General features: G+C 61.9%; 23 protein-coding genes and 3 tRNA genes. 17 read left to right on the top strand and 9 right to left on the bottom strand.

The features are described from left to right. Positions 1-18 precede the first annotated feature (18 nt). Positions 19-2349, bottom strand: a complete 2331-nt coding sequence (locus AOC05_RS03475) for a YhgE/Pip domain-containing protein (protein ID WP_062005721.1) — start codon at positions 2347-2349, stop codon at positions 19-21. Next, a complete protein-coding gene (locus AOC05_RS03480; protein WP_062005723.1) occupies positions 2350-3048 on the bottom strand; it encodes an ATP-binding cassette domain-containing protein in 699 nt (232 codons plus the stop codon). A gap of 280 nt (positions 3049-3328) precedes the next feature. Between AOC05_RS03480 and dusB the strand changes: the two genes are divergently transcribed. The 5 genes from dusB to AOC05_RS03505 all read left to right on the top strand — a co-directional run bounded on the left by dusB (position 3329) and on the right by AOC05_RS03505 (position 8166). Beyond that, the gene (gene dusB / locus AOC05_RS03485; protein ID WP_062005725.1) at positions 3329-4510 is read left to right on the top strand and encodes a tRNA dihydrouridine synthase DusB; all 1182 of its coding nucleotides are present in this window, start codon (positions 3329-3331) and stop codon (positions 4508-4510) included. Between the two features lie 29 nt (positions 4511-4539). Next, positions 4540-5814, top strand: coding sequence for a deoxyguanosinetriphosphate triphosphohydrolase (locus AOC05_RS03490; RefSeq protein WP_062005728.1), 1275 nt, complete (start codon positions 4540-4542; stop codon positions 5812-5814). Positions 5815-5851: 37 nt separating this feature from the next. After that, entirely contained in the window at positions 5852-7801 is a 1950-nt protein-coding gene (gene dnaG / locus AOC05_RS03495; RefSeq protein WP_062005729.1) for a DNA primase, read from the top strand. Positions 7802-7868: 67 nt separating this feature from the next. Next, positions 7869-7944: transfer RNA gene (locus AOC05_RS03500), tRNA-Asn, on the top strand. A 149-nt stretch (positions 7945-8093) separates the two neighbouring features. Beyond that, positions 8094-8166, top strand: a tRNA-Asn gene (locus AOC05_RS03505). 72 nt (positions 8167-8238) lie between these two features. On the opposite strand, the gene AOC05_RS03510 is transcribed toward AOC05_RS03505, so the two are convergent. Then, positions 8239-9459, bottom strand: a complete 1221-nt coding sequence (locus AOC05_RS03510) for a multidrug effflux MFS transporter (protein ID WP_062005731.1) — start codon at positions 9457-9459, stop codon at positions 8239-8241. 305 nt (positions 9460-9764) lie between these two features. Between AOC05_RS03510 and AOC05_RS03515 the strand changes: the two genes are divergently transcribed. The 5 genes from AOC05_RS03515 (at position 9765) to AOC05_RS03535 (ending at position 13684) form a co-directional block, all read left to right on the top strand. After that, positions 9765-10604, top strand: a complete 840-nt coding sequence (locus AOC05_RS03515) for a phage holin family protein (RefSeq protein ID WP_062005733.1) — start codon at positions 9765-9767, stop codon at positions 10602-10604. Positions 10605-10680: 76 nt separating this feature from the next. After that, the gene (locus AOC05_RS03520; RefSeq protein ID WP_062005735.1) at positions 10681-11307 is read left to right on the top strand and encodes a CDP-alcohol phosphatidyltransferase family protein; all 627 of its coding nucleotides are present in this window, start codon (positions 10681-10683) and stop codon (positions 11305-11307) included. Beyond that, complete coding sequence (locus AOC05_RS03525) at positions 11307-12203, top strand: DMT family transporter (RefSeq protein WP_420480391.1); 897 nt, start codon at positions 11307-11309, stop codon at positions 12201-12203. The genes AOC05_RS03520 and AOC05_RS03525 overlap by 1 nt, the downstream gene beginning before the upstream one ends. 129 nt (positions 12204-12332) lie before the next feature. After that, positions 12333-13538 (top strand): glycosyltransferase, encoded by a 1206-nt coding sequence (locus tag AOC05_RS03530; RefSeq protein ID WP_062009289.1) that lies wholly within the window; start codon positions 12333-12335, stop codon positions 13536-13538. 72 nt (positions 13539-13610) lie between these two features. Beyond that, positions 13611-13684: transfer RNA gene (locus AOC05_RS03535), tRNA-Ile, on the top strand. Between the two features lie 145 nt (positions 13685-13829). Here AOC05_RS03535 and AOC05_RS03540 read toward each other — a convergent pair. Further along, positions 13830-14294, bottom strand: coding sequence for a potassium channel family protein (locus tag AOC05_RS03540; RefSeq protein ID WP_062005739.1), 465 nt, complete (start codon positions 14292-14294; stop codon positions 13830-13832). Positions 14295-14446: 152 nt separating this feature from the next. On the opposite strand from AOC05_RS03540, the gene AOC05_RS03545 reads away from it, so the two are divergent. Beyond that, positions 14447-15637, top strand: a complete 1191-nt coding sequence (locus AOC05_RS03545) for an acyl-CoA dehydrogenase family protein (protein WP_062005741.1) — start codon at positions 14447-14449, stop codon at positions 15635-15637. Positions 15638-15738: 101 nt separating this feature from the next. Here AOC05_RS03545 and AOC05_RS03550 read toward each other — a convergent pair whose 3' ends face one another. Continuing rightward, on the bottom strand, positions 15739-16329 hold the full coding sequence (locus tag AOC05_RS03550; protein ID WP_062005743.1) for a M23 family metallopeptidase: 591 nt from the start codon (positions 16327-16329) through the stop codon (positions 15739-15741). Positions 16330-16671: 342 nt separating this feature from the next. On the opposite strand from AOC05_RS03550, the gene rpsB reads away from it, so the two are divergent. The 6 genes from rpsB (at position 16672) to AOC05_RS03580 (ending at position 22304) form a co-directional block, all read left to right on the top strand. Continuing rightward, a complete protein-coding gene (gene rpsB, locus AOC05_RS03555; RefSeq protein ID WP_062005745.1) occupies positions 16672-17574 on the top strand; it encodes a 30S ribosomal protein S2 in 903 nt (300 codons plus the stop codon). 156 nt (positions 17575-17730) lie between these two features. Continuing rightward, positions 17731-18567 (top strand): translation elongation factor Ts, encoded by an 837-nt coding sequence (gene tsf / locus AOC05_RS03560; RefSeq protein WP_062005747.1) that lies wholly within the window; start codon positions 17731-17733, stop codon positions 18565-18567. A gap of 214 nt (positions 18568-18781) precedes the next feature. Further along, positions 18782-19543 (top strand): UMP kinase, encoded by a 762-nt coding sequence (pyrH, locus tag AOC05_RS03565; protein WP_062009291.1) that lies wholly within the window; start codon positions 18782-18784, stop codon positions 19541-19543. A gap of 125 nt (positions 19544-19668) precedes the next feature. Further along, positions 19669-20226: a ribosome recycling factor gene (frr, locus tag AOC05_RS03570; protein ID WP_062005749.1), complete on the top strand. Its 558-nt coding sequence runs from the start codon at positions 19669-19671 to the stop codon at positions 20224-20226. Between the two features lie 140 nt (positions 20227-20366). Further along, positions 20367-21641 carry a phosphatidate cytidylyltransferase gene (locus tag AOC05_RS03575; RefSeq protein WP_231687172.1) on the top strand — a complete coding sequence of 425 codons (1275 nt, stop codon included), beginning with the start codon at positions 20367-20369 and terminating at the stop codon, positions 21639-21641. A gap of 57 nt (positions 21642-21698) precedes the next feature. Further along, the gene (locus AOC05_RS03580; RefSeq protein WP_062005751.1) at positions 21699-22304 is read left to right on the top strand and encodes a DivIVA domain-containing protein; all 606 of its coding nucleotides are present in this window, start codon (positions 21699-21701) and stop codon (positions 22302-22304) included. Here the strand turns inward: AOC05_RS03580 and AOC05_RS03585 are convergent. The 4 genes from AOC05_RS03585 to AOC05_RS03600 form a co-directional block, all read right to left on the bottom strand. Then, positions 22235-23794 carry a cation acetate symporter gene (locus tag AOC05_RS03585; protein ID WP_082357735.1) on the bottom strand — a complete coding sequence of 520 codons (1560 nt, stop codon included), beginning with the start codon at positions 23792-23794 and terminating at the stop codon, positions 22235-22237. The genes AOC05_RS03580 and AOC05_RS03585 overlap by 70 nt on opposite strands. Continuing rightward, positions 23791-24138, bottom strand: a complete 348-nt coding sequence (locus tag AOC05_RS03590; RefSeq protein ID WP_231687173.1) for a DUF485 domain-containing protein — start codon at positions 24136-24138, stop codon at positions 23791-23793. The genes AOC05_RS03585 and AOC05_RS03590 overlap by 4 nt, the downstream gene beginning before the upstream one ends. A gap of 62 nt (positions 24139-24200) precedes the next feature. Next, positions 24201-24926: a LytR/AlgR family response regulator transcription factor gene (locus AOC05_RS03595; protein ID WP_062005755.1), complete on the bottom strand. Its 726-nt coding sequence runs from the start codon at positions 24924-24926 to the stop codon at positions 24201-24203. Positions 24927-25023: 97 nt separating this feature from the next. Further along, positions 25024-26244, bottom strand: coding sequence for a sensor histidine kinase (locus AOC05_RS03600; RefSeq protein WP_062009294.1), 1221 nt, complete (start codon positions 26242-26244; stop codon positions 25024-25026). Between the last annotated feature and the right edge of the window lie 68 nt (positions 26245-26312).

Below are 26312 nucleotides of genomic sequence, written 5' to 3' on the forward strand. Positions count from 1 at the left end.
GGTGAAGAAAGCGGCGGATTACATTTCCAGTTCCGGGTGCAGGCGCTTGATGGTGAAGACGCGCTGGCGTCCGGCGCTCCACGAACTAATAGCCACCGAGCCAACAGTGACGACGACCAGGAAGGCGACCGAGATCCACATACGGGAGTCTATTCCACCTGTCATCAACTCCCGAAGTCCGTTCACCACATAGGTGGCCGGCATAAACGGGTGCAGGGCCTGGAAGAAGCCGGGGGTGGTTTCCACCGGGTAGGTGCCCCCTGAGGAGCTGAGCATGAGCATGAGCAGGACCAGGCTGACAACCCTGCCTGCCGCGGTGCCCAAGACGATGATGAACATCTGCTGGAGTGCAAGGAATGTCACCGTTGTCAGGTAGATGAACGCTGCCATGGCCAGCGGGTACACAGGGTCAAGCTTGAGCCCCCAGAGCAGCACGGCCACCATGATCAACACCTGGCCCAACCCAATGGCCAGGGCGGGCAGCAACCCGGTCAGCACGGCCCGAATCCCCGAAGCGCCGGCGGCCAGTGCCCGGGTGGGCAGGGCACGCAGCAGCAACCAGGAGATGAGGGCGCCAACAAAGGCGGCCAGGGCGATGAAGAACGGGGCAAAGCCCACACCAAAGCTGGAGGACTTGTTATCCCAGCTGGCGTTGACGCCCACGGGGTTGGCCAGCACTTGCGCCTTCTCATCCAGTAGGGAGGACGGATCGTTCGGCACTGCCGCACCGCCGTCGCTGAGCTTCTGGGTCAAGGTGGTGGAGCCTGCGGCCAGCTTCCCGGCCCCTTCCGAGAGGGCTGAGCCGCCCTCTACAAGCTTCCCGGCCCCGGCCACCAGATCGTCGCTGCCAACACGCAGCGATCCTGCGCCGGCGGCGAGGGAGGAGGCGCCGTCATTGGCTGAGGACGCGCCGGCGGCGAGCTGTGCTGCACCGCCGGAAATACCGGCTGCCCCTGCCGCAACGTCATCAGAACCGGTGGCCGCGCTCGCGGCTCCGGCGGCCAGCTTGCCGGCCGCGTCATGGAGCTTGCCGGCGCCGTCCGCCAGGGTTTGGGCACCAGTGGCGGCGTCGCCAACACCAGTGGTCAGTTTGCCCACACCGCCGGATACCGCTGCGGCGCCCTTCGCGAGCGAGTCGGCACCAGAAGCGAGCGCGGTGGTGCCGTCAGTGGAGAGCTGGTGAACCCCGGCGGCCAGGGCCGCCGAGCCGCCGGCAACTGGACCCAGCTGGCCTTGGAGTCCCTGGAGCTGCTCAATGGTGATGGTTTCACCGTTCTGGGCCTTGGTGATCAGTTCACTAAGATTTTCGGCGGCAGTAGCGGCCCCGGCGGAGACCCCGTCAGCGTTGGTGGCCAGCGTTGTCACCGACCCGGAGACCTTGGCTGCGCTCGCCGACAGGACCGCTGCGTTCTCCGATACCGAGGTGGCTCCTGTGCCCAATGTTTGGGCCTCAGGGAGCGAGTCCTTCAACTTCGTCGCCAAGGAGGAGGACCCGTCGGCGAGGGTCTTGCTCGCTGTCGCCAGTTGGCCTGCACCGTTGGAAAGGGTCCCCACACCGCTGGCCAGGGAGTTGGCTCCGGCGGACAGTGAGATGGCGCCGTTGTTCAGGGATGCCGTTCCACCTGCCAGCGTGTTGACGCCCTGAGACAAGGCCATGGCCCCGGTGGCCAGCTGGCCGGCACCGGCTTGCAAGGTCACGGACCCGTCAGCCAGCGAGTTCATGCCAACAACAAGCGTCCCTGCGCCGTCCTTGGCAGTGTCGAGTCCGCCGGTGATTTCAGCGGAACCGTCGGCCGCAGCTCGCAGCCCAGTGCCGGCGTCGTGCAAGCCCACAAGCAAGGTGTGCGAGGTTTGTTCGCCCAACTGCGTGGCGACGGCGTCGCGCACCTGGGACATGGCCTGCTTACCGAGCACGGTGGAGAGGAAGTTGTTGGAGTCGTTGTACTGCACATCTAGCATGGTTTGTGCGGGCTTGTCGGTGCCTACCGAGACGGCGTTGGTGGAGAAATCCGCCGGGATGCTCAAAGCAAAGTAGTACTTGCCGTCGGCTACGCCTTGTGCCGCATCGGCGGCGTCAACCTGGTCCCATTTGAGCTCCATGCCTCCCATCAGCTCGTTGGCCAGGTCGGTGCCGGCATGGACTGATTCGGTGCCGTTCATGGCGCCGGTGTCCTCGTTGACCAAGGCCACGGGGAGATCATTCATGTGCTTGTCGGGGGCTTGGAAGGCCCAGAGATACAGGGCGCCGTAGATCAGGGGGATGAACAGCATGACGGCGACGGCGATCTTGGGCATCGTGCCGCGTTTGAAACGGCTCAGTTCGGTGCCGGAGGATAGGAAGGCAAACATTTAGCGGGACTCCTCGATCAATTCAGGCTGTGCTGCGGTGTGTGTCATGTCTACGATCTCCGGGTGGCTTTCCAGGGCATCCCAAAGATCGGCGTCAAGGGAGGTAGCGGAGACCACGACGGCGGTGCTTTCGCTGGCGATGTGCGCCAGGCGCCCCCACAGTACGGCGCGGGATTCGCGGCTGCGGACCTGTTCCAGGTCGTCGACGAACAAAATCTCCGGCCCACTCATCAGGGCAAGAGTGATCCGCAGCAAGAACTTTTGGGTGTCGGACAGGTCCCAGATGATGGTGCCAGCGTGGGGGATGGGCTCGGAGCCAAAGACGGGCCTGCAGACCTGGGCCACGTCCACGTCGTTGAGCTTGCGGACCAGCGAGAACCACGGGGAAAGCCAGGCCCGGCGTTCCCTCAGGGCGGCTCCCACGGTGACGGAATCTTCGAGGTCGTCGATGCCGGCAAAGCCGCACACAGAGGATAGCTTCTGCACCGCCCTGAGATGGTGCGGAAGGCGGTACTCCCCAACGGTGAGCTCTCCGGCACCGGGCCTCATCCTCCCGGCCAACGTCAGGAGGAGGCTTGTGCGACCGCTTCCGACATCGCCGCGCAAGACGCTCAGGCCGTCGCCGATTTCAAAGGTAAGCGGGCCGTAGACGGGCCCGCGGCTGGCGGACAGCTCAAGGCTGTCGGCGTTGATATGCACCAAGGTTCCTTTCATGACGCGGGACGGTGCTGGCGGGGTTGCCAAGGCAGGGTTCCGGCAAAATCACTTCTTTATACTGACTAGTCAGTTTAGCAATATCTTTAGCGTGCGGTTGACCAGCAGGCAAGTGAGCTTGTTCACTGCGCAGATGACGCGGGTTCACAGGGTTCTAACCCCTGTTAGCTGCACAATCGACAGCGGGGATGCCGGAAAACGCCCGTGACGCATCCCTCGTTGGCGGGCAGGGGCTTAATTTGGACGGATTTGAGAGAATTGAGAGGTGACTGTCACCGATATCCCCACCAGCGACACCAAGCTGGACCTCCCGCCCCTGAAACTTGGCAACATCACCGTGGAAACCCCCGTGGTGCTTGCCCCCATGGCCGGAATCACCAACACCGCTTTCCGCCGGCTCTGCCGCGAGCACGGCGGCGGCGTCTTCGTCTCCGAAATGGTCACCTCCCGTGCCCTGGTTGAACGCACGCCGGAGTCCATGCGGCTGATCAGCCACGACGAGGATGAGAAGATCCGCTCCGTGCAGTTGTACGGGGTTGACCCTCAAACCGTGGGCAGGGCTGTGCGCATGCTGGTCGAGGAAGACCACGCGGACCATATCGATTTGAACTTCGGCTGCCCCGTGGCGAAAGTGACCCGCCGTGGCGGGGGAGCGGCACTGCCGTGGAAGATCGATTTGTTCACCGCCATTGTGAACACGGCAGTCAAGGAGGCCGCCCAGGGCGGTATTCCGCTGACCATCAAGATGCGCAAGGGCATTGACGATGACCACCTGACGTATCTGGAGGCCGGGCGGATCGCCCGCGACGCCGGTGTTGCCGCCGTAGCGCTGCACGGGCGCACAGCCAGCCAGTTCTACTCCGGCAAGGCCGACTGGGACGCCATCGCGAGGCTCCGCGAGGCCCTGCCTGACATCCCGGTGCTGGGCAACGGCGACATCTGGAGCGCCGAAGACGCCGTCGCCATGGTGCGTCAAACCGGCGTCGACGGCGTGGTGGTGGGCCGCGGCTGCCAGGGACGCCCATGGCTTTTCGGTGACCTGATGGCAGCCTTTGAGGGCAGCGATGACCGGCACAGGCCCGGTCTGGCCGAGGTCTCCGCAGCCGTGTACCGCCACGCCGAGTTGCTCGTGGACACCTTCGACGACGAAAACAAGGCCCTGCGTGACATCCGCAAGCACATGGCCTGGTACTTCAAGGGATATGTGGTGGGCGGGGAGTTGCGCGCCCAGTTGGCGGCCGTGCCCACCCTGGAGGTCCTGCGCGGCCTGTTGGATCAGCTCGACATGGACTCCCCTTACCCGGGCCAGGACGCCGAAGGGCCCCGCGGCCGGGCAGGAACACCCAAACGCACCGCCCTGCCGGAAGGCTGGCTGAACGAGCGCACACTCAGCGGCTCACAAAAAGTTCAGCTCGCCGGCGCTGAACTGGACGTCTCCGGCGGGTGAGGCACCCCGTTGGCCCTAAACTTAGGGGCATGTCCTCAGATTTAGAGCCAGCATACGCCCCGCACGATGAGCAGCGTTGGGTGCAAGAAGCCCCCAAATCAAGTTTCCGTACCGTCTTCGAGCGGGACCGGGCGCGGGTTTTGCATTCCTCAGCCCTGCGCCGGCTCGGTGCCAAGACCCAGGTGGTGGCCCCGGACACCGATGACTTTGTCCGGACCCGGCTCACTCACAGCCTGGAGGTGGCCCAGATCGGCCGCGAGCTGGGGCGGACCCTGGGCTGCGACCCGGACGTGGTGGACACGGCATGCCTGGCCCACGACCTGGGCCACCCGCCCTTCGGTCACAACGGAGAATCGGTCCTGAACGATCTCTCCCACGACATCGGCGGTTTTGAGGGCAACGCCCAGACGCTGCGCCTGCTGACCCGGCTGGAGTCGAAGGTGTTGACGGCCGACGGCGGCTCGGCCGGCCTGAACTTGACCCGCGCCTCCCTTGACGCCTCCGCCAAATATCCGTGGCTGGCCGCCGACGCCCCCTTGATCGACGGGCGCCGCACCAGCAAATTCGGAGCCTATGTCGATGACCTTCCGGTCTTTGAGTGGCTACGACGCAACGCTCCCACGGGGAAAAGCTGCATCGAGGCGCAGGTTATGGACTTAGCCGACGACATCTCCTATTCGGTCCACGACGTGGAGGACGCCATTGTGGCCGGCCATGTGCAGCTGAAGTGGCTGGCGAATCCGGACCAGCGCAACCGCGTACTGGGCTACACGCAGCAGTGGTACCTGCCCGCCATGGACACCGCTGAGATCGACGCGGCCCTGCAACGGCTGGAAGCAACCAACGTGTGGGTCCGCCACGCGGACGGCAGCCGGGCCTCGATGGCGGCGCTGAAGGACATGACCAGCCAGCTGATCGGGCGTTTTTGCCAAAGCGCTGTCGGTGCCACCCGTGCCATCTACGGGCCCGAACGCCTCACCCGGTACGCGGCGGACGTCGTCGTTCCCCAGGAAACGGCTGTGGAAATCGCCGTCATGAAGGGGCTGGCGACCACCTTCGTCATGACCACCGATCACCGCCAGCCCATCTACCAGCGCCAGCAGGACGTGCTCGGCGAGCTCGTGGCGGTGCTCAGTGCCACCGGTGACGCGCACCTGGAGACCATGTTTGCCGCTGACTGGCGTGAAGCGAACGACGACGGCGCCCGGACACGGGTGGTCATCGACCAGATAGCGTCGCTGACGGATGTTTCGGCGTTGGCGCTGCACGAACGACTCGTGGGGACCGAACGCACACTGCTTTAGGTAGTGCCGCCACGTTGCGTTCACGTAAACTGGCGGTGTGGCTGGGCTAATTAAACGAGAAGACATAGACGAGGTGCGAACGCGCACCGACCTCAAAGAAATCGTCGACGCCTACGTCACCTTAAAATCCGCAGGAATCGGCTCCTTCAAGGGCCTGTGCCCGTTCCACGACGAGCGCAGCCCCTCCTTCCATGTGCGCCCCCAGATGGGCTATTTCCACTGTTTTGGTTGCCAGGAGAGTGGCGATGTCATCTCCTTCATCCAGAAGATGGACCACATTCCCTTCTCTGAGGCGGTGGAAAAACTTGCGTCCCGCATCGGCTTCGAACTCCACTACGAGGACGGCGGGACGGGCCCGCGCCGCGAAGACGTGGGGCGGCGGCAACGGCTCCTGGATGCCCACAAGATCGCTGGTGAATTCTTCCGCGAACAGCTTCTGACCCCGGCCGCTACCACGGCACGGCAGTTCCTGGCTGAGCGCGGTTTTGAACGCAGCGCCGCCGACCACTTTGGGGTCGGGTTTTCCCCTCAGGGCTGGGATTCGCTACTCAAGCACCTGAGCGCGAAGGGCTTCACCCACGAGGAGCTCAAGCTCACCGGCATGTTCTCGGAAAGTTCCTCCGGTGCCAGCCAGAACAGGATCTACGACAGGTTCCGCGGCAGGCTCATGTGGCCCATCCGGGACATCGCCGGGGATACCGTGGGCTTTGGCGCCCGCAAGCTCTTCGAGGACGACCAGGGCCCGAAGTACCTGAACACCCCCGAAACCCAGCTCTACAAGAAGTCCCAGGTCCTGTACGGGATCGACCTGGCCAAGCGCAACATCGCCTCTAAGCGGCAGCTGGTGGTGGTGGAGGGCTACACCGACGTCATGGCCTGCCACCTGGCTGGCGTGGATACGGCCGTGGCAACCTGCGGCACCGCCTTCGGTGCCGAGCACATCAAGGTGGCCCGCCGGCTGCTGTCCGACGACGGCAGTGGGGGAGAGGTGGTCTTCACCTTCGACGGCGACGCCGCCGGGCAAAAGGCGGCCCTGAAGGCGTTCGATGAGGACCAGCGCTTCGTGGCGCAGACCTTTGTGGCCGTGGAGCCCTCCGGAGCTGACCCCTGCGAGCTGCGCCAACGCGGCGGTGACGAGGCCGTGCACTCCTTGATCCGCTCCCGACGGCCCCTGTTTGAATTCGCCATCCGCTCCACACTGGCCAAGTTCGACCTGAGTACCGTGGAAGGGCGGGTGAGCGGGCTGCGGGCCTCAGCTCCAGTGGTGGCCGCCATCCGCGACGGCTCCACCCGGATGGGCTACAGCCAGGCACTGGCAGGCTGGCTGGGTATCGCCGACCCCAACGAGGTGCTGCGCGCGGTCAAGGGCGCCGAGAAGCGGGCCCACGCTCAGCCTTCCCACAGCCCTGCCACACAGCATCCGGGGAGCTCTCCGAGCGCCCCGGCGCGCGGTGACCGCGGGCCGGGTGCAGGCAACGGCGTCGGAACTACGCCACTGCCAGCTGAACCGGAGTTTTCCCGGCCCGACCCGAGGGATCCGCAGGGGCGCATGGAACGTGAAGCCCTGGAAGTGGTGCTCCAACACCCCGGCTTGCTCTCCACAGGCAATTGGCAACACTTCCATGCCACTGAATTCATGATCCCTGCCTACAAGGCGCTCCAGCATGGCATTGCGGCGGCGGGGGAGTCGTTGGCTGCATCCTCGCAATGGCTGGAGGCTGTGCGGGAGAACGTTCCGCCCGTCCTGTCCTCGCTAGTGTCGGAGTTGGCGCTGAGCCCGCTGCCGGCCACCAAGGAGGAAACGCTGAACAGGTACTGCCGCGACATCCTGCGCAGGCTCTTTGAGATGCAAATCACGCGGTTGAAGCAGGAACGCCTCGGGGCCTTGCAACGCATGGACCCGGCAGTGGATCCAGAGGGCTATCAGATGCTTCAGCGTGAGCTGATGGAGCTGGAAACTGCCCGTAGGGCGTTGCGGGGGGACTGAATCTGGGCTCGGCGGCGCCTTCGATTTCGCAACCAGGCCAGCCTTTGTTATTGTTGTTTCTGCGCGATCCTCTGTAGCTCAATTGGCAGAGCATTCGACTGTTAATCGAAGGGTTACTGGTTCAAGTCCAGTCAGAGGAGCCAACACTCGATGGCCCGTTCCTGTCTCAGGAACGGGCCATCGCTTTGACGGAAAGCCAATTTCCGTGCGGTGCCCGCGCACGAACAAATACAAAGGATGTTGGGCGTTTTGTTTTTCTGAAAATGCCCTGCTAATCTATTGTCTGCTTCATTCCTCTGTAGCTCAATTGGCAGAGCATTCGACTGTTAATCGAAGGGTTACTGGTTCAAGTCCAGTCAGAGGAGCTTGCAAATAAATCCCCCGCACTCTTTATGAGTGTGGGGGATTTGTTTTCCCCGAATCCATAGAATCGGTGCCTAGATCTTAGGCACCAGGCGCGGGCGCACAATGAACCACAGGGCCGCCATAGCCAACAGGCTGCACGTCCCCATGACGGCGGCCATGGGCGTGGCCGTCGAAACGCCCACTAGGCCCACCACCGGGGTAATCAAACCGGCGAACCCAAAGGTTGCAGCGCCCAGGAGCGAAGCCGCTGTGCCTGCCTGTTTGCCGTTGCGAGCCAGTCCCATGACCTGGACGGAGGGGAACATGAACCCTGTGGCGCAGATGAAAAACCACAGCGGCACGATTGCACCCCACAGGCCAAGCCCCAGCTGGTCGCACACCACCATGGCCGCAGCCGCGGCCACCTGCCCCACCGTCGCCCATGCGATCACCCACTGCGGTCCGGTATGGCGCATGATCCGCGCCGCGGTCTGCACGCCTGCCACCACGCCCACGGAGTTCACGGCGAACAAGAACCCATACTGTTGCGCCGTAAAGCCGTAAGTTTCCTGGAACAAGAACGTCGACGCCGACAGGTAGGTGAACAAGGCGGCGAAGTTCAGCCCTCCCACAAAGAGCGTGCCAACAAAAATCCTGTCACTGAACACCGCCTTGTAGCGGTCCGTGACGCTCACGCCGTCGGACTTCCGCTTTTCCGGCGGCAGCGTTTCAATAATGAAGACAAAAGCGGCAACCACCACCAAGGTCCCATACCCGGCCAGGAACCAGAAGATCCCGGGCCAGTCCATGACGCCCAGCAGCTGGGAGCCGATGACCGGGGCCAGAATGGGTGCCATGCCGTTGACCAGAGCCATGCGAGAGAGCATCCTCACCAACTGGTAGCCGCCAAAAAGGTCCCGGACCATGGCCATGGCCACCACGCCGCCGCCGGCTGCGCCAATGCCCTGCAGGACACGGAAGACGCCCAGCATGGTGATGTCCGTGGACATGGCGGCGCCAACGGAGGCCAGCACGTGCACGGCGGTGGCTACGATCAGCGGCACGCGCCGACCAAATTTGTCGCTGAATGGGCCCACGATCAGCTGGCCGGCGGCAAAGCCGATCGTGGTCGCGGTCAGTGTCAGCTGCACGGCGGTGGCGCTGACACCGAGTTCCTTGCCAATGATTGGGAACGCCGGGAGGTACAAGTCAATGGTGAATGGGCCCAAGGCGGTCAGCAGACCAAGTACCAGGATGTAAATGAGCTTTTGTCGCCGGGACAAGCTGTCGCCGGGGTGAATGGTGGGGGTCAAAACATGGTTCCTAGCTGGCGAGAATTTAGGGTGCTGACGTGCAAGCCGCCGCTGATGATTTCCGCGTGTGCTTGAGTGTTTATGTTATGCGTATCTTGCGCCCCAGTGGAACGATTTAGGCGAGCACGATTGTTCTTGCGGGCCGGAAAAACAATCCGGGCACCAATGCCGTTACGTCACGGTGGGAACCCCCCATGGACTTGGATGGTAATTTTGTCTTTATAGCAGTGTCGCAAGCAATACCGGCACGCAAAGATTTTGGAGCCGGAATGACGGTCGCGGAAGCAAATGATGGAGGCAGTCCCATGACAGGTGCGCAACACGACGTGCACGTCGAAGCCGAGGAACACCGAGCGCCTGACGGCTCAACCCTGGTGTCCGCGATCAAGACAACGGCCAGGCTGGTGCCCCGCCAGATTACCGACGAGATTGACCTTGCCAAACTGGAACTCGGGCACAAGAAAGCACGGGTGGGTGGTGTGGCGGTTTTCGCCGCCCTGGCCCTGGTGTTCCTGGCATTACTGGTCATTGCCTTAGTGGTGGCAGCCATCGCGGGGCTGGCCACGGTCATGCCGCTGTGGCTGTCAGCCCTGGTGATCAGCGCCACACTACTGGTCCTGATTGCCATCTGCGGACTCGTAACGTTCACGAAGTTCAAATCCCTGCTGCCACTGCTGCCAGAAAATGCCTGGCGGGGAATTCGGCACGACCTAGGCATCCTTCGCGAAGGCCGGGACTTTGACCCCTCCACGCTCCTTCCCAAGAAGCTGAGCAAGGAAGAGAAGAAAGCACAAAAGATGCACGCAGAGGCCGCAGCCGCTCAGGCGAAGGCCGAACGCGAGGCCAAGGCCGCCGAACTCGGCCCCAAGGCAAACGAGCACGAACTCATTGAACGGACCAACACCCGCCGCGAGCATTTGGCGTCCCTGCGCGAAGAGTTGCTGGAACAAGCCCACGTGAAGAAGCAGACCGGGTATTTGCTGGACCAAGCCAAGGTCAAGGCAAAAAGCACGCTCAGTTCCACAGCGGGAGGACCAATGGCCCAGGGGATTGAAACAGTGAAAACGCGGTGGAAACCACTGAGCGTCTTCGCCGTGTCTGCCACCGCTTGTGTGTTGTTGCTGCGAAAGTTATTCAAGAAGTAACACGCTTGTCCAGTCAGGCGCCGACAACGGTGCGATGGCGTGCAAAGAACTAATCCTCGGGGAGGGGTGAGAGAAGATGGCTGCCGGATCCAGTACGCGCATGGCCAATCCGAACGCCATTGTCACCATTCCCAATATCATCACCGTAGTGAGGTTTCTGGGGACCCCTTTGTTTGTTTGGCTGGTGCTGGTCAAAGAAGAGTACGGCTGGGGTGTTTTTGTCCTCGCCATGATGGGGTGCACCGATTGGATTGACGGGTTCGTGGCCCGCAAGCTGAACCAAGCCTCAAAGCTGGGCCGCATGATGGACCCCGTGGCTGACAGGGTGGCTCTCGTAGCCGTCGTGATCACCATGGTCATCGCCCACATCCTGCCGCTGTGGCTGTTGCTGCTGCTGTTGATTCCCGACGTCGTCCTACTTGCCGTCACACTGTACTTCTTCCGTGGCGATGCCGGGCTGAGGGTCACCATGTTGGGCAAGACACGCACTGCCGCGTTGATGATCGGCACGCCCATGTTGCTGCTCGCCAAGGCGCTTGATTCGGATTTCACGTTTGTGCTGTCCTGGGTGATCCTGGCTGCGGCCATGGTGATGCACGTCATCGCCTTTAGTCAATACTTCCGCGCAGTGCTCCTCAAGCACCGGCAAATCCACCATCCGGCACCTGCGCAGGAACAGCCGCCTGCCATGGGCCAGCCGTGATGGGCATAGCCGTGGCCTGTGCCGTGGCGGGGGCGTTTTTCCTCGCCTTCGGGGCGCAGCGACAAGGCAGTGCCGTGCAAAGCAACACCGGTGGTTTGGCGTTGGGCGGCTCAAGTTTGTTGCGGCTCATCCGCAACCCGCGCTGGGTTGTTGGGTTGCTGCTCCTGGGTGCGGGCATGGTGTTGAACGTGGTGGCCCTCACCCTGGGCACCTTGACGGTCATCCAACCCATTGGTGCCATCGCCTTGGTGATTACCACCATCGTCAACTCACGCGACCAAGGCCTCCGGATCAACCGCGCAACAGTGGTGGCGATCAGCGCCTGTGTCACCGGTAGTGCGCTGTTCGTGCTTCTGGCCGTGAACGTGGTCAGTGAAAATACCCACGTCACAGTCCAACAAGAGCTGACCGTGGTGCTGTTGCTCGCCGTCGTGCTTGGTATTTTTGGTGGCGCACTGGTGATGTTCAAGCACAAGCTCAAGGCGTTCTTCTACATTCTTGGCGCCGGAGTGCTCTTTGGCTTTGTGGCAGTGTTGACACGCATCATTTCCAAACAGTTCTTTGACCCCAACGGGCTGTTTCTGCTCAACGTGCAATGGTATTCAATCATTGCGATTGCTGCTGCCGGCGGCCTAGGCAGTTGGTTTGTGCAAAGCGCCTACGCCAGCGGGCCCCCTGACCTTGTCATCGCAGGGCTGACGGTCATTGATCCGATGATTGGCATCGCCATCGGCATTGTGATCCTAGGTGAGTTGCGTCCCGATGTGCCGCCGGTGATAGCGATATCCATGGCGGGAGCGGCATTGCTTGCTATCGTGGGTGTTGTTGCGCTGTCGCGGCACCATCCGGACGTGGTCAAACGGCGGGCGGATGCCAAAAGGGAGCCACGGAAGTAATGCAAGATTGGCCGTGCAATAGTGGGGCCTCAAGACCAGAAGTACGACGGCGTTCTGACCCCTGCGGTTGACTTCCGTCGGGTGCCGGTCAGGTCCGGCCACCAAACAACCCACCAGGAGTTTTATCCCGTGACATCCACACCCGGCGAGAGCCCGCAGAAGCCGTTGACGATCTTGATCGCCGCCGACACTTACCCGCCGCACATCAATGGCGCGGCGCAGTTCTCGTTCCGGTTGGCCTCTGGTATGACTGCGCGCGGCCATGAGGTTCACGTGATTGCGTGCCGCCCGGACAGCGGACCCATGTACACCGAAAATCGCGACGAGGCCACCGTGCACCGCGTGCGCTCTCGCTCGGTCCCCACGAACGAATACTTCCGCATCAGCTTGGGGTGGGAGATCAAGAAGGACATCATTGCCTTGTTCGACGTCATCAAGCCCGATGTTGTGCATGTGCAAAGCCACTACATGATTGGTGGACGTGTGGTGTCCGAGGCCCAGAAGCGCGGCATCAGGATTGTGGCCACGAACCATTTCATGCCCGAGAACCTGAACCCGTTCCTGCCGTTCCCGCAATGGTTCAAGAACATTGTTGGGCGGGTTTCCTGGCGCGACATGGGCAAGGTTATGGGCAAGGCTGACGTGGTCACCACGCCCACCCCGCTTGCGGCTAAGGCCATGCACCAGCACGCGTTCCTGTCCAAGGTGCTACCGCTGTCCAACGGCATCGAGGTTGGCAACTATGAGTTGGACCCCGGTGAGATCGTGGAAGCGAACCCGTACCTGACCGTGGCCTTTGTGGGCAGACTTGCCGAGGAAAAGCACATAGACGTGCTCATTGACGCCATCGCCAAGTCGCCAGCCGACCTGGACCTGCACTTGATTGTGGTCGGTGGCGGCGAGGTCAAGGCCGCGTTGAAGGCTCATGCTGAGAGGCTGGGGCTCTCCTCGCGTGTCAAGTTCACTGGCCTGATCAGTGACGAGGAACTGCGCGACGTCTATTTGAAAGCTGACCTGTTCGTCATGCCCGGTACGGCCGAGCTGCAGTCCTTGGTCACCTTGGAAGCCATGAGTGCCTCCACACCCGTGATCCTGGCAAACGCCATGGCCCTGCCCCACTTGGTGGACGACGGAGTCAACGGCTACTTGTTCGAGCCAAACAACAGTGACGACCTGGCCAGCAAGATCACCACCATCATGCGCCTGTCCCCTGAAGACCGAGCAGCCATGGGTGCGGCAAGCCACGCGATGGTGGCCAAACATGGGTTGAAGAAGACACTTGACACCTTTGAGGACATTTATCGTGGCGGCAGCTACGAGGATCACGCAGTTTAGCGGCAAACATATTAGTATTGCAGAAGTGCTTTTCCCAGCGGGCGATATTCGGCCGGGCAGGGCACCATGCACGGGGCCATAGCTCAGCTGGTTAGAGCGCGGGACTCATAATCCTAAGGTCCTCGGTTCAAGTCCGAGTGGCCCTACGTGTAAGGCCGCAGGTATCTAACCTTTTTTCGGGTTGGGCACCTGCGGCTTTTTGTTTTCTCCGGCTGGACCGCCACCCATCGCTGAGGTAGCCGGCCCGCGCTCAGACACGCCCTGCGCCGAGCATGTCTGAGCGTGGACCGGCTACCTCGGTGCAGTTGCCACCTCTGCGACCCGCCCCAACTGTGCGTCCTCCACCGTGCGGCGAAGTTCCCGGATCTCGGCCAATAGCTGCGCCGCATGTTCCGCGGTTGCGCTTTCAGCCTTGGATTCTGTGGCCGACACCTTCTCGACGAGCCAGCTTGCCAATGTGGCCGTGACAACGCCAAGCAGCGCGGTGCCGCCAATCATGAGGCAAACGTCAATGCCGCGGCCAAGGCCCGTTACCGGAGTGAAATCACCGTAGTCCACGGTGGCTACGTTGACCACTGACCACCAAAGCGCCTCAGAGAAGGTCGTGATCGACGAGCCCGGCGCGTTCTGCTCGGCGTCATACATGGCCAGCGCCTCAATGTAGACAAGCAAGGCTGAAGCGCAGATGACGTAGGTGACAACGCGTCCTCGCAGGGCGTTGCTGGCTACGCGGTGAAGGACGCTGACCAGTGTCACCAGGCGCAGTCCAAGGCGAACAGTCCCCGGGTGACAGAGATGAAGTGGGTTGCTGCTGTCAGCCGTCGTACGGTATGTTACTCATGAGTAACATGTTCGCTTTGATGTCGAACCGGTGACTTTCAAAGAAGAGATCAAGCAAAGGAATGTCCATGTCCAAGGCTGCAATTGACTTAAAGAACCTCCCTTACGCCGACGGCGACTTCTATGGCTTTGAGCAGTTGCTCAGCGACTCTGAGCGTGAGCGTCTGCAAGTGATTCGTGATTTCCTGGCCAAGGAAGTCAAGCCCATTGCGGTGGATTGCTGGAACCGTGGCGAATTCCCGATGGAATTGATCCCCAAGCTCGCCGAGTTGGACATCGCCAGCCCGGTTCACCGCCAGGGCTACTCAAACGTCTTTGCTGGAATCTGCCATGCCGAATTCACCCGGGCGGATGCCTCAATTGCCACCTTTATGGGCGTCCACGACGGCCTGTTCACCGGCTCCATTGAAGCGCTGGCCTCCGAGGAGCAAAAGGCTGCCTGGCTGCCGGACATCTATTCCCTGAAGAAGATCGGGGCCTTCGGGCTTACCGAACCATTGGGCGGGTCCGATGTTGCTGGCGGCACCCGCACCACGGCAGTTCGCGATGGCGAGAACTGGATCCTCAATGGAGCCAAGCGGTGGATTGGCAACGCGACGTTCGCGGACTGGGTTGTCATCTATGCCCGCGACGTGGCCGACAACCAAGTCAAGGCGTTTCTGGTGGACACCACCTTGCCCGGCTACAGCGCCACCAAGATCGAAAACAAAATCTCTTTGCGCACGGTGCAAAACGCTGACATCCTGCTGGAAAACGTGGTGGTTCCCCACGAGTACAAGCTCGCTGGCGGTAACAGCTTCAAGGACGCCAACAAGGTCTTGAAAGTAACCCGCCTCGCCGTGGCCTGGCAGGCCGTTGGTCAGCAGATGGCGGCCTTTGACGTGGCCCGCCGCTACGCAGTGGAACGTCAGCAATTCGGCCGGCCCATCGCCTCCTTCCAGTTGGTCCAGGATCAGCTCGTGAAGATGCTCGGCAACACCGTGGCCTCCATGGGCATGATGGTCCGGCTGGCCCAACTCGAGGACCAAGGGATCGCCAAGGACGAGCAATCCGCCCTAGCTAAGGCATTCACTACGGCCCGTATGCGCGAAACAGTCGCCATGGGCAGGAGCATCCTTGGCGGCAACGGCATTGTCACTGACTACGAGATGGCCAAGATTTTCGCCGACGCCGAGGCCATCTACTCCTACGAGGGCACCCACGAGATCAACACTCTCGTCACGGGCCGGGCCATCACGGGCATCTCCGCGATCGTGTAGCGGAACCTGATCGTCGCGGCCGGGGGCCGTTGTGGTGATTCGCCCATCGCCAGCCACTGGTGAATCACCACAACGGCCCCCGCGTTCGTAAAAGGGCGCAGCTACCGCACCACCGGCAGCAGCACCGACGGGCGCAAGTCGAGGATGAATTGTAACGGGTTGAGGTAAACATCGCCACGGCGCACGCCCCAGTGCAGGCAACTACTCAGTCCGGGCGGGCCGGAATCGCAATGGGTCGGTGCTGTCAGCGTGCCCAGTTGGGAACCTTTGGCAACGGTGCTGCCCGCCACCAGCGTTGAGACCACGGGCTCGAAACTGAGCCGCAGGCCGTCTGCGGTGGCAATTGTCAGCACCGGCCTGTCCACCACCATGCCGGCAAAGGTCACAACACCATCCGTGGGTGCCCGTATGGAAGCCCCCGATGTTCTCAGCAAATCCACACCCCGGTGCCCGCTGAGCCACGGTTTGGCTGGCGGATTGAAAGCGTGGATCACCCGGGGTGGCCCGCCGGATTGCGGTCCGGCCAGCGGCCAGGCCCAGGCAAGCGACGCTGGCAGAGGCCGTGCCGCCGTCGTGCTCGAAGATGTGTTTGCACCAACGCTAACCGTCGAACCGGACAAGGGAAATACACTCGTTGCCAAGACGAATGCCGCAACGAAGCGCCAGCTGCCATGTCGATGAACTGTGTTCATGAACCAAGTCTGCGCCGCACCAGGAACGCAGGTGGCGCACTGCCCTGCAATTGTGCACAGAACGGGGGAGCGGGACCTCTGTGGAGGGACAATTGTGGTTGGATGCGCAGGTTCCACTGTAGTAACATAGCTAGAGCAGTGTGCTATTTGCACGCTGACTACGCGCACCCCACCCTGACGAGTAGCCGGAGGAATCCGGAAACTGCCAACGGATTGTGCCCATACGGTCCGCCTCACAGCGGTTTATGGGAATCGCAATGGGTGCCAGGAGCAGGACCTTGGCGGAAATTTTGCCACAGGTTCCAAGCTAAAGAACCGTAAACTATATGAAGGAGCGCCGGCATGCCCGTCGTAACTATGCGCCAGCTGCTTGACAGCGGCGTCCACTTTGGACACCAGACCCGTCGTTGGAACCCGAAGATGAAGCGATTCATCCTGACGGAGCGCAACGGCATCTACATCATCGACCTGCAGCAGTCACTGTCTTTCATTGACCGCGCTTACGAGTTCGTTAAGGCCACCGTTGCACACGGCGGCACCGTACTCTTCGTCGGTACCAAGAAGCAGGCTCAGGAAGCCATCGCAGAGCAGGCCACCCGTGTTGGCATGCCGTACGTAAACCAGCGCTGGTTGGGTGGCATGCTCACCAACTTCCAGACGGTTTCCAAGCGTATCTCGCGCATGAAGGAACTCGAAGAGATCGACTTCGAGGACGTTGCTTCCTCCGGCCACACCAAGAAGGAGCTCCTGCTCCTCAAGCGTGAACTGACCAAGCTGCAGACCAACCTCGGTGGTATTCGCAACCTGACCAAGGCACCGTCCGTGCTCTGGATCGTTGACACACCGAAGGAACACCTCGCCATCGACGAGGCTCACAAGCTCAAGATCCCCGTTGTGGCCATCTTGGACACCAACTGCAACCCCGACGACGTCGACTTCCCGATCCCGGGCAACGACGACGCCATCCGCTCCGTTGCACTGTTGACCCGCGTGATCGCCGACGCCATCGCTGAAGGCTTGATCGCTCGCAACAACAAGGCAACCGGTAACGCAGAAGCTCCGGCAGAGCCGTTGGCCGAGTGGGAGCGCGAGCTCCTCGAAGGCGACAAGGCTGTTGCAGCTCCGGTTGCGGCCGAGGCTGTTGCCGAAGCCGTTGTTGAGGCTCCGGTTGAGACCGAAGCCGTTGCCGAAACCGTTGTTGAGGCTCCGGCCGACGCTGCTGGCGAAGCCGCAACCAAGAAGTAATTCTCAGCAAATCTCCTACGGCCCTGGAACATTTCACCGGCTGATATTTGAGGATGTAAAAGCTGGCAGGATCGCACCGCTTACAAGGCGCAGCGGTCCTGCCAGATTTTCCCGCAATAGTTTTAAATACTGAAAAATCTACACTGAGGGGTTCATATGGCGAACTACACCGCCGCTGATATTAAGGCTCTGCGCGAGCGCACTGGCGCTGGCATGATGGACGTCAAGAAGGCTCTCGACGAGGCCAACGGCGACGCCGACAAGGCCATGGAGCTCATCCGCATCAAGGGCCTGAAGGGCGCTACTAAGCGCGAGGGCCGTTCCACTGCTGAGGGCTTGGTTGCCGCAGCAGTTGAGAACGGTGTTGGCGTCATGGTTGAAGTCAACTGCGAGACCGACTTCGTTGCCAAGGCTGCTCCCTTCATTGACTTCTCCAACAAGGTTCTGGCCGTTGCACTGACTTCCGGTGCCGCCGACGTTGAATCCCTGTTAGCAGCTGACGTGGATGGCAAGCCGCTCTCCGAGCTCGTCATCGAAGCTGGCGCGCTCTTGGGTGAAAAGGTTGCCATCCGCCGGATTGCCCGCATTGAGGGTGCCACGGTTGACGCTTACCTGCACAAGACTTCCAAGGACCTTCCGGCCCAGGTTGGCGTGCTGTTCGCCGTTGACGGTGCCGGTGAAGGTGCTGGCGTGGTTGCTCACGACGTAGCTGTGCACATTGCCGCCATGTCCCCGACATTTGTTTCCCGCGATGAAATTTCGCCGGAGACCGTCGAGAACGAGCGCCGCATTGCCACCGAGACTGCCCAGGCCGAAGGCAAGCCCGAAGCAGCCATGTCGAAGATTGTTGAAGGCCGACTGACTGGCTTCTTCAAGGAGATCGTCCTGGTTGACCAGGCATTCGCCAAGGACGCCAAGAAGAGCGTCGGCACCGTCTTGGACGAGGCCGGTGTGAAGGCAGTTGCCTTTGCCCGCTTCCGCGTTGGAGCATAAAGCACTAGCACATTGATGCGACGAAGAAGGGGCAGCCACTTATGGTGACTGCCCCTTTCTTGTGGACATTTTCGGATATGATCTTAGACGCACCTTCTCATCACCGGCCCTGCGGGGCTGGCACGAACGCTGCACAGCAGTGACCACTGCACCGAAACAACTGCATCGAGGGAATTTACGGCCAATGAAAGTTACCGTTCCCATGGAAGGCGACATGACAAGCAACCACTTAGACACGGCCCAATGCCCGCACGGAAGCGCCAAGACCCCCGCCAAGCGCCGTCGTGTGCTCCTGAAACTCTCCGGCGAGGTCTTCGGGGCCGGCAAACTTGGTGTTGACCCGGACACCATCAGGGGTATTGCCAAGCAGATCGCCAGCACCGTAGATCGGGTTGAGGTGGCCATCGTCGTCGGTGGCGGCAACTTCTTCCGCGGCGCCGAGCTTTCCGCCTCCGGAATGGACCGCTCCCGCGCAGACTACATGGGCATGCTGGGCACCGTCATGAACTGCCTGGCCCTACAGGACTTCCTGGAACAAGCCGGTGTGGACACCCGTGTCCAGAGCGCCATCACCATGGGTCAGGTCGCCGAGGCCTACATTCCTCGCCGCGCCATCCGACACCTGGAAAAGAGCCGGGTGGTCATTTTCGGTGCAGGGGCAGGTCTGCCCTACTTCTCCACCGACACCGTCGCCGCCCAGCGTGCCCTGGAAGTCCATGCCGACGTCGTCCTGATGGCCAAAAACGGTGTTGACGGCGTCTACACGGCGGATCCGAAGAAGGACCCGACGGCCATCAAACTGGACCACCTCAGCTACGACGAGGCGATGGCCCGCGATATCCGTGTCATGGACCAGACCGCGTTCAGCCTGTGCAAGGACAACAACGTCACCATGTTGGTCTTTGGCATGGAAGGCGAAGGCAACGTGGCCCGCGCTATCCTTGGCGAAGAACTGGGCACCCTGGTCACGCCGTAATTGCGCCAACGTCCCGTGTGGTCTGGCCCCTCCCCGGTGCCAGACCACGATAGGATGGTGTCAGGATTGCCACGTGCATAGACCGTGGATGAGTCATGTAGTCAATACAGTTGAGGGAGATAGACGTGATTGAAGATACTTTGCTCGAGGCCGAGGAAAAGATGGACAAGGCCATCGAGGTCGCGAAAGAGGACTTCTCCGCCGTCCGCACCGGCCGCGCCAACCCTGCCATGTTCTCCAAGGTCATGGTGGACTACTACGGCGCTCCGACCCCGTTACAGCAGCTGGCCTCCTTTGCCGTCCCAGAAGCGCGAACACTGCTGATTACGCCCTTTGACAAGGCTGCGCTGCAAGACATTGAGCGCGCCCTGAGCTCCTCCGAGGTTCGTGCCAACCCGTCCAACGATGGCACCGTCATCCGCATCATGATGCCCGAACTCACCCAGGAGCGCCGCAAGGAATACGTTAAGTTGGTGCGTACCAAAGGTGAGGACGCCAAGGTCTCGGTCCGTAACGTGCGCCGCAAGGCCAAGGAGCAGCTGGACAAGCTGGTCAAGGACGGCGACGCCGGTGAGGACGAAGGCTCACGTGCCGAGAAGGAGCTTGACGCGATGACGAAGGCCCACACCGAGAACATCGACGAGATGCTCAAGCGCAAGGAAGTCGAGCTCCTCGAGGTCTAATGAGGGACCCCCAGCCACCGCCGGCCGGCTCCCCTGAAACGGGGCCGGCCGCGTCTAACCCAGCGGCCAACCCGTCCTTTACGGGTGCCGAGTACCAATTTCCCACCCGGAAAGCCCGTCGTGTTGCTGAACTGACTGGCATGATTCCCATCATTGTGCCCGGAACCCCCAGCCCGGCAAAGTCTGCGCAGCGCCCGGCTAAAGGTGCCTCGGAGCCTGCAGTGCCTAAGGCCGATGCCCTGGACTCTGATGCCCTGGACGACGACGGCGCCCGGCACCCAGTTGCGCACGTGGCGGACACCGGGGAAGAGGTGCGCCCCGACATTGCTGAGGCAACCGCGCAACCAATGGGGGAAGCCCCTGACGAGCCGGCGGCTGACAGTGAATCCGGCGACAGTGAGGCCGAGCAGCCAACGACAGCAGCCGGCGACGCTGCCGCGCAAGCTAAGCGGCGGGCACCCGTGGCGGCAGCCGATGTGACCGGGATTCCCGTGGTCCCCGCCCCGGCAGGACCGGTGGGTGTTCTGCCGGAGGCTGCCACGGCCGCGAAAGCACCGCGTACGCCCAAAGCCGGCCGAGATCTCCCTGCAGCCATCACGGTCGGGGTCACCTTGCTTTTGTTGGTGGTTGGCAGCCTGGTCTTTTTCCCACTGGCGTTCGTGGTGCTGGCCACGGCATTTGTCACTGTGGGGGTGTGGGAGGTGACCCGGGCCATCGCCACCAAGGGCATCAAAGCGCCCCTGACACCTGTCATGATCGGAGCGCTGGCCATGCCTGCCTCGGCTTATTTTGCTGGTTCCGAAGGGCTGCTCTTCGCACTGGTGGCAAGCTGCGGTGCCACCTTGTTGTGGCGGTCGCTGGACCCAGAGCAGGGTGCACTTAAGAGCATCATGGCCGGCATCTTCTCCTTGCTGTGGATCCCGTTCCTGCTCAGCTTCGTCTTTTTGTTGCTGCGCGGTGAGCGCTCTCCCACACTTGGGTTCACCCTGGACATGGCAGATATCAACCCCGGCGTTGTCCAAGTGATCATCATGCTTTTGCTGGTGGTCGCCAACGACACCTTCGGCTACCTGGTGGGCGTGCTGTTTGGGAAGCACGCAATTGCACCCAAAATCAGTCCGAAGAAATCCTGGGAGGGCTTTGCCGGCTCCCTGGGCGGTGCAGCGCTTGTGGCCATCCCTGCGACGGTGTTCCTGCTTGATGAACACTGGTGGGTGGGGTTTGCGTTGGCCATCGGCATGGTCTTTGCCGGAACCGGCGGTGACTTTGCCGAGTCCATGATCAAGCGTGAACTTGGTGTGAAAGACATGAGTAATTTGTTGCCCGGACACGGCGGCGTCATGGACAGGTTGGATTCCATTTTGTTTGCGGCGCCCGTAGCCTATGCCACGTTTAGCGTTTTAGGCCAGATCTGATGCCCGCCGCGGTGGCGTCCCCAGCTGGCTCCCGTCCAAGTAAGTAACCCCCGAGGAATGACTGTGACTGTGGAAGAAACGATTCGTACCAACTCCAAGTTCAAGCTGGTTGGCCCCAAGGATATTGGCTACAACGTCAAACAGGTGGACGTGTTCCTTGACCGTGCCCGCGCATACTTCCTCAATTCAGACACCAGCGGCAAGGCCATCACCAGCCTTGACGTGCGTGTAGCATCTTTTGATCCGGCCAGGGGGGGCTACAACGCCCAAGCCGTGGACGCCGCGATGGACAGGATTGAGGATGAATTTGTGCTCCGCGAAAAGGAGCTGCTGATCGGCGCCGAAGGTGAAAAAGCCTGGATGATTAAGATCGGCAAGACAGCCACTGTGTTGCGTGCCAGGCTCCACCGGCCCGAAGGCGAACGCTTCCGCCGCCCTTCACGCAAGAGTGTTCAAAGCTACAACATCGCTGACGTGGACCTGCTGTGCCACGAACTTCTCACCTACATTGAGGACAACGGCGAACTGAGTGTGGACATTGTCCGCCGCTCCGTTTTTGCCCCGGCGAAGGGTCCCGAAGGCTATGAAGAGAGTCAGGTTGATGCTTTCTTGGACCGTGTGGTGGAATTGATGGCCGCCATCGACACCCCCACGGAAAAGTAGGTCCCTTCCACCGCGAGCGGCCGTTCGGGCACATGTAGCTTTGTCATGAAGCGGGCCACATGCACGTTACGCCGCTGGGGCGTGGCTAGCGACACCACAATCATTGACACGAAGGCTGCCGGTACGCTCCACGCAGCGGGCTGGGTCAGCAGGTCCCGCCAGGGCGAATCGGTGCCCAGCTGCGCACCCAGCATGATCGCCACACCGCACAGCACGCCGCCGGTCAGCATGCCAGCCACGGCGCCAGCATCCGTCAGGCCCCGCCACCAGATACCGAGCAGGAGCAGCGGGCACACCGTGGATGCGGTGAAAGCGAACACCAGGCCAACGCTTCCAGCCAGCGCCAACGAGCCGGTGCCCAAGGCAACGCCAAGGGGGACCACGGTTGCGGCGATGGCGGCGATCCTGAATCCGCGGACGCTGCCGCCCAGTAGGTCCTGGCTGATGACCCCAGCCAGGGACACCACCAGCCCGGAGGTGGTGGACAGGAATGCCGCGAAGGCTCCCGCCACCACCAAGGCTGAGAGAATGTCACCACCGAGCCCGCCGATGAGTGTTCCTGGCAGGAGAAGGACTGTCGCGTCGGGGGAGCCGGTTTCCGCCAGGTCCGGCAGAAACACCCGTCCCAGAACCCCATAGATCGTTGGGAACAGGTAGAAGACCGACAGCAGTCCAAGCACTATCAGCGTGGTTCGCCGCGCCGCGGCGCCGTCGGGGTTGGTATAGAACCTGACAAGGACGTGGGGGAGCCCCAGGGTGCCAAACAGTAGCGCGACAAGCAGGGACAGGGTTCTGTACATGCTCTCGCCACTGAGCGGATCCGACGACGGAAAGAACTCGGTCCCCTCCGGGATGCTGGCTACCTCGGACGTGCCGGTGGCGCCAGTGAGATGCAGCAAGATGAAGATCGCCGGGACGGCCAGCGCGGTCAGCTTCAGCCAATACTGAAACGCCTGCACAAACGTGATGGAACGCATCCCTCCAGTGATCACGGTGATTGTCACGATGACGACGACGGCGCTGGCACCGACCCACGACGGCAAGCCTGTGGTGATGCGAATGGTCAGGGCAGCTCCGTGCAGTTGCGGGACGATGTAGAACCAGCCCACCATCACGACCAAAATACTGGTGGTGTACCGTGCCTTGGTGGAGTTTAGCCGGGCTTGGGCGAAGTCGGGAATGGTGTAGGCGCCGGAGCGGCGCAGCGGGGCGGCCACGAAGAACAACAGCATCAAGTAGCCTGCTGTGTAGCCGATGGGGAACCAGAGGGCGTCAATACCGGAAATCATGATGAGTCCGGCGATGCCGAGGAAACTGGCGCCTGAGAGGTATTCCCCGCCAATTGCTGAGGCGTTCAGCCAAGGCGAAACAGTTCTGGAGGCGACGTAGAAGTCACTGGTTGTCCGGGAGACCCGCAAGCCGTAAAAACCGATGAGGGCTGTTACGAGGGAGACGCTGATCAAGGCGGTGTAGCCGATGGTTGGATTCACTGCCCATCCACCAAATCACGGTATTGGTTTTCGTTCCTTGTCGCCGCACGCACGTACAGCCATGCACTAGCGCCGATGATCGGGTAGACGCCCACCCCCAACATGAGCCAGGGTGCGGGAACCCCAAAGATCCGCCAGTCCATGAAGGTTGGCACCCAGCGGATGAGCATCCAGCAGATAAACAGTGAAGCCATGAAACCGGCACTGACCACTAGTGCCAGCCGCAACTGGGACCGGATGAGTGAGCGCACCATGACCTCACCCACTGCGGTCTGCTCAGCAACTTCCTGCGACACGCTTGTGCTGGCCCGGATATGCTGGGCGTGACTGCGTGGGGCTACCACGCGGATCCTGCCAGGGGCCGGTGGGCGCCCCTCCGGTGGCGGTTCGGAGCCGGGGCCGGTGCTCATGCGCCGGGCCGCACACGGGTGGCTTGCAGACGTTCGCGAAGCGTGGGCAAATGGCGGCGACTGACGGGTAGATCGGCCGCCGCCACCGAGACTGTGGGCTTGGCGGAGCCCAGCTTCAAGGCTGTCACGAATTGCATGCACACCAGGTAGGAACGGTGAATGCGTAAGAAGCCCGAATCGGCCCACCGCTGTTCCAGATCGGCCAGGGGGACCCGGATCAAGTAGCTGGCCTCCGCTGTGTGGAGCCTGGCGTAGTCGCCCTGGGCCTGGACAAACCGGACCTCATCAAGACGGATGATGCGGCTGACGCCGCCTTGGTCAACGGTGATCAGTTCTACCTCGTCAACCGTTGAAGGTTGGGCCACCAGGTCAAAGACCCGGTCCACTGCCTGGGTCAGACGTTCGGTGCGCACGGGTTTGAGAAGGTAGTCCACCGCCGCCAAATCAAAGGCCTCCAAGGCGCGGTCGTCGTCTGCTGTCACAAACACCACTACGGGAGGGCAGGCCGCCTGCCCAATGACTTTGGCCAGTTCCAGCCCGGAAAAACCGGGCATGTGAATATCCAGGAAGACCGCTTCCACCGTTTCGGTGGACAAAATTTCCAAGGCTTCTGCCCCGCCCAAGGCGCGATGAATGGTGCCGATGCGGGCATCTTTGCCCAGCAGAAACGCCAATTCATCTACGGCAGGTAACTCGTCGTCGGCAACCAGCACGTTAATCATGGGCTAAGCCTAGCGGCCGCGGGGCCCGCCGCGAGCTTGCGAGCGGTGGCAGCCGTTGGGGACGGAGCGAGTTTAGGGAGGCAGGTAGGCGCTAGAGTCAGGCGTCGTGACCCGGCTGGTTTTTAGGCACCGTCATGGTGATCAGCATTCCGTGCCCGACGGCTGTGTCGATAGTCAACCCGTGGTCGTCGCCGTAAACCTGGCGCAGCCGGGTATCGACGTTGCGCAAGCCCACATGGGTGCCGTCGTGTTGCCCGCCCAAGACCAACCGCAGCTGCTCCGGGTCCATGCCCACGCCGTCGTCCTCAATGGTGACCTCGGTGAAAGCGCCCAGATCGCGGGCGGAAAGCTGGATGAGGCCCTTGCCGATTTTCGCCTCCAGCCCGTGCCGCACAGCGTTTTCCACCAGTGGTTGCAAGCTCAGGAAGGGAATCACGGTGCTGAGCACTTCGGGGGCGATCTGCAGGCTGACCTGCAACCGGTCACCGAAGCGGGCGCTCTCAAGCAAAAGGTATCTGTCGATGCAGCGCAATTCCTCGGCGAGCGTGGTGAAATCTCCGTGGCGGCGAAACGAATACCGGGTGAAGTCGGCAAATTCCACCACCAGGTCCCTGGCGCGCTGAGGATCGGTGTTGATGAAAGAGGCGATGGCGTTCAGTGAGTTGTAGATGAAATGGGGGCTGATTTGGGCGCGTAAGGCACGGACCTCGGCCTCGGCCAACAGGGTCCGCGAGGCGCTGAGCTCGGCCAGTTCCACCTGTGCAGAAACCCATGCGGCCACCTCGCTCGTGGCCCGCACCAGCCCTGCGCTTGGCTGTTTGCTCAGGATGATCACCACACCGGCTGCCCGCGAATCAACAGTGATGGGGCAGATGACTGCCGCTTTCAGATCCGCACCAGTTGCTGGCAGCCCCAAGGACTCCCTGAGTGCGGAGTCAAGCACTGCCACATGCGTGCGCCCGTTCCCCAGCGTCTGGGCCGCCAGGCGCATCACCACGTCGGAGTCTGGCTGTTTAGCTGCGGCCCCGGCGCCGTCCCAAGCCAGCAATTGTGATTCGTCGGTCATGGCAAACGCGGCGCAGTTCAGCAGTGAACGCAGCTGTTTGCTGGCCTTGAGTGCCCCTGCCGGTTCCAGGCCGTTGCGCAGCTGCGCCCCGGCCGCGGCCGCCGAGTGCAGGGTGCGGAAAGTGGCGCGTTCGGCGTCGGTGCCCAATTCGCGGTGCGATCGTGACAGTCTGAAGCCCACAGCGGCCACGATTGCAATGGCGGCCACTACCGCCGCGATGGCGATGATGAGCAAGAGCGTGGAATCGCTCAACGGAAGAATTGGCATGAGCTAAAGACTATCCCCACGTCCTCCCCAACCTCGTGCCTCGGCCGGGGCCC

Source organism: Arthrobacter alpinus (assembly GCF_001294625.1).
In the GTDB taxonomy this organism is placed as follows: Bacteria; Actinomycetota; Actinomycetes; order Actinomycetales; family Micrococcaceae; genus Specibacter; species Specibacter alpinus_A.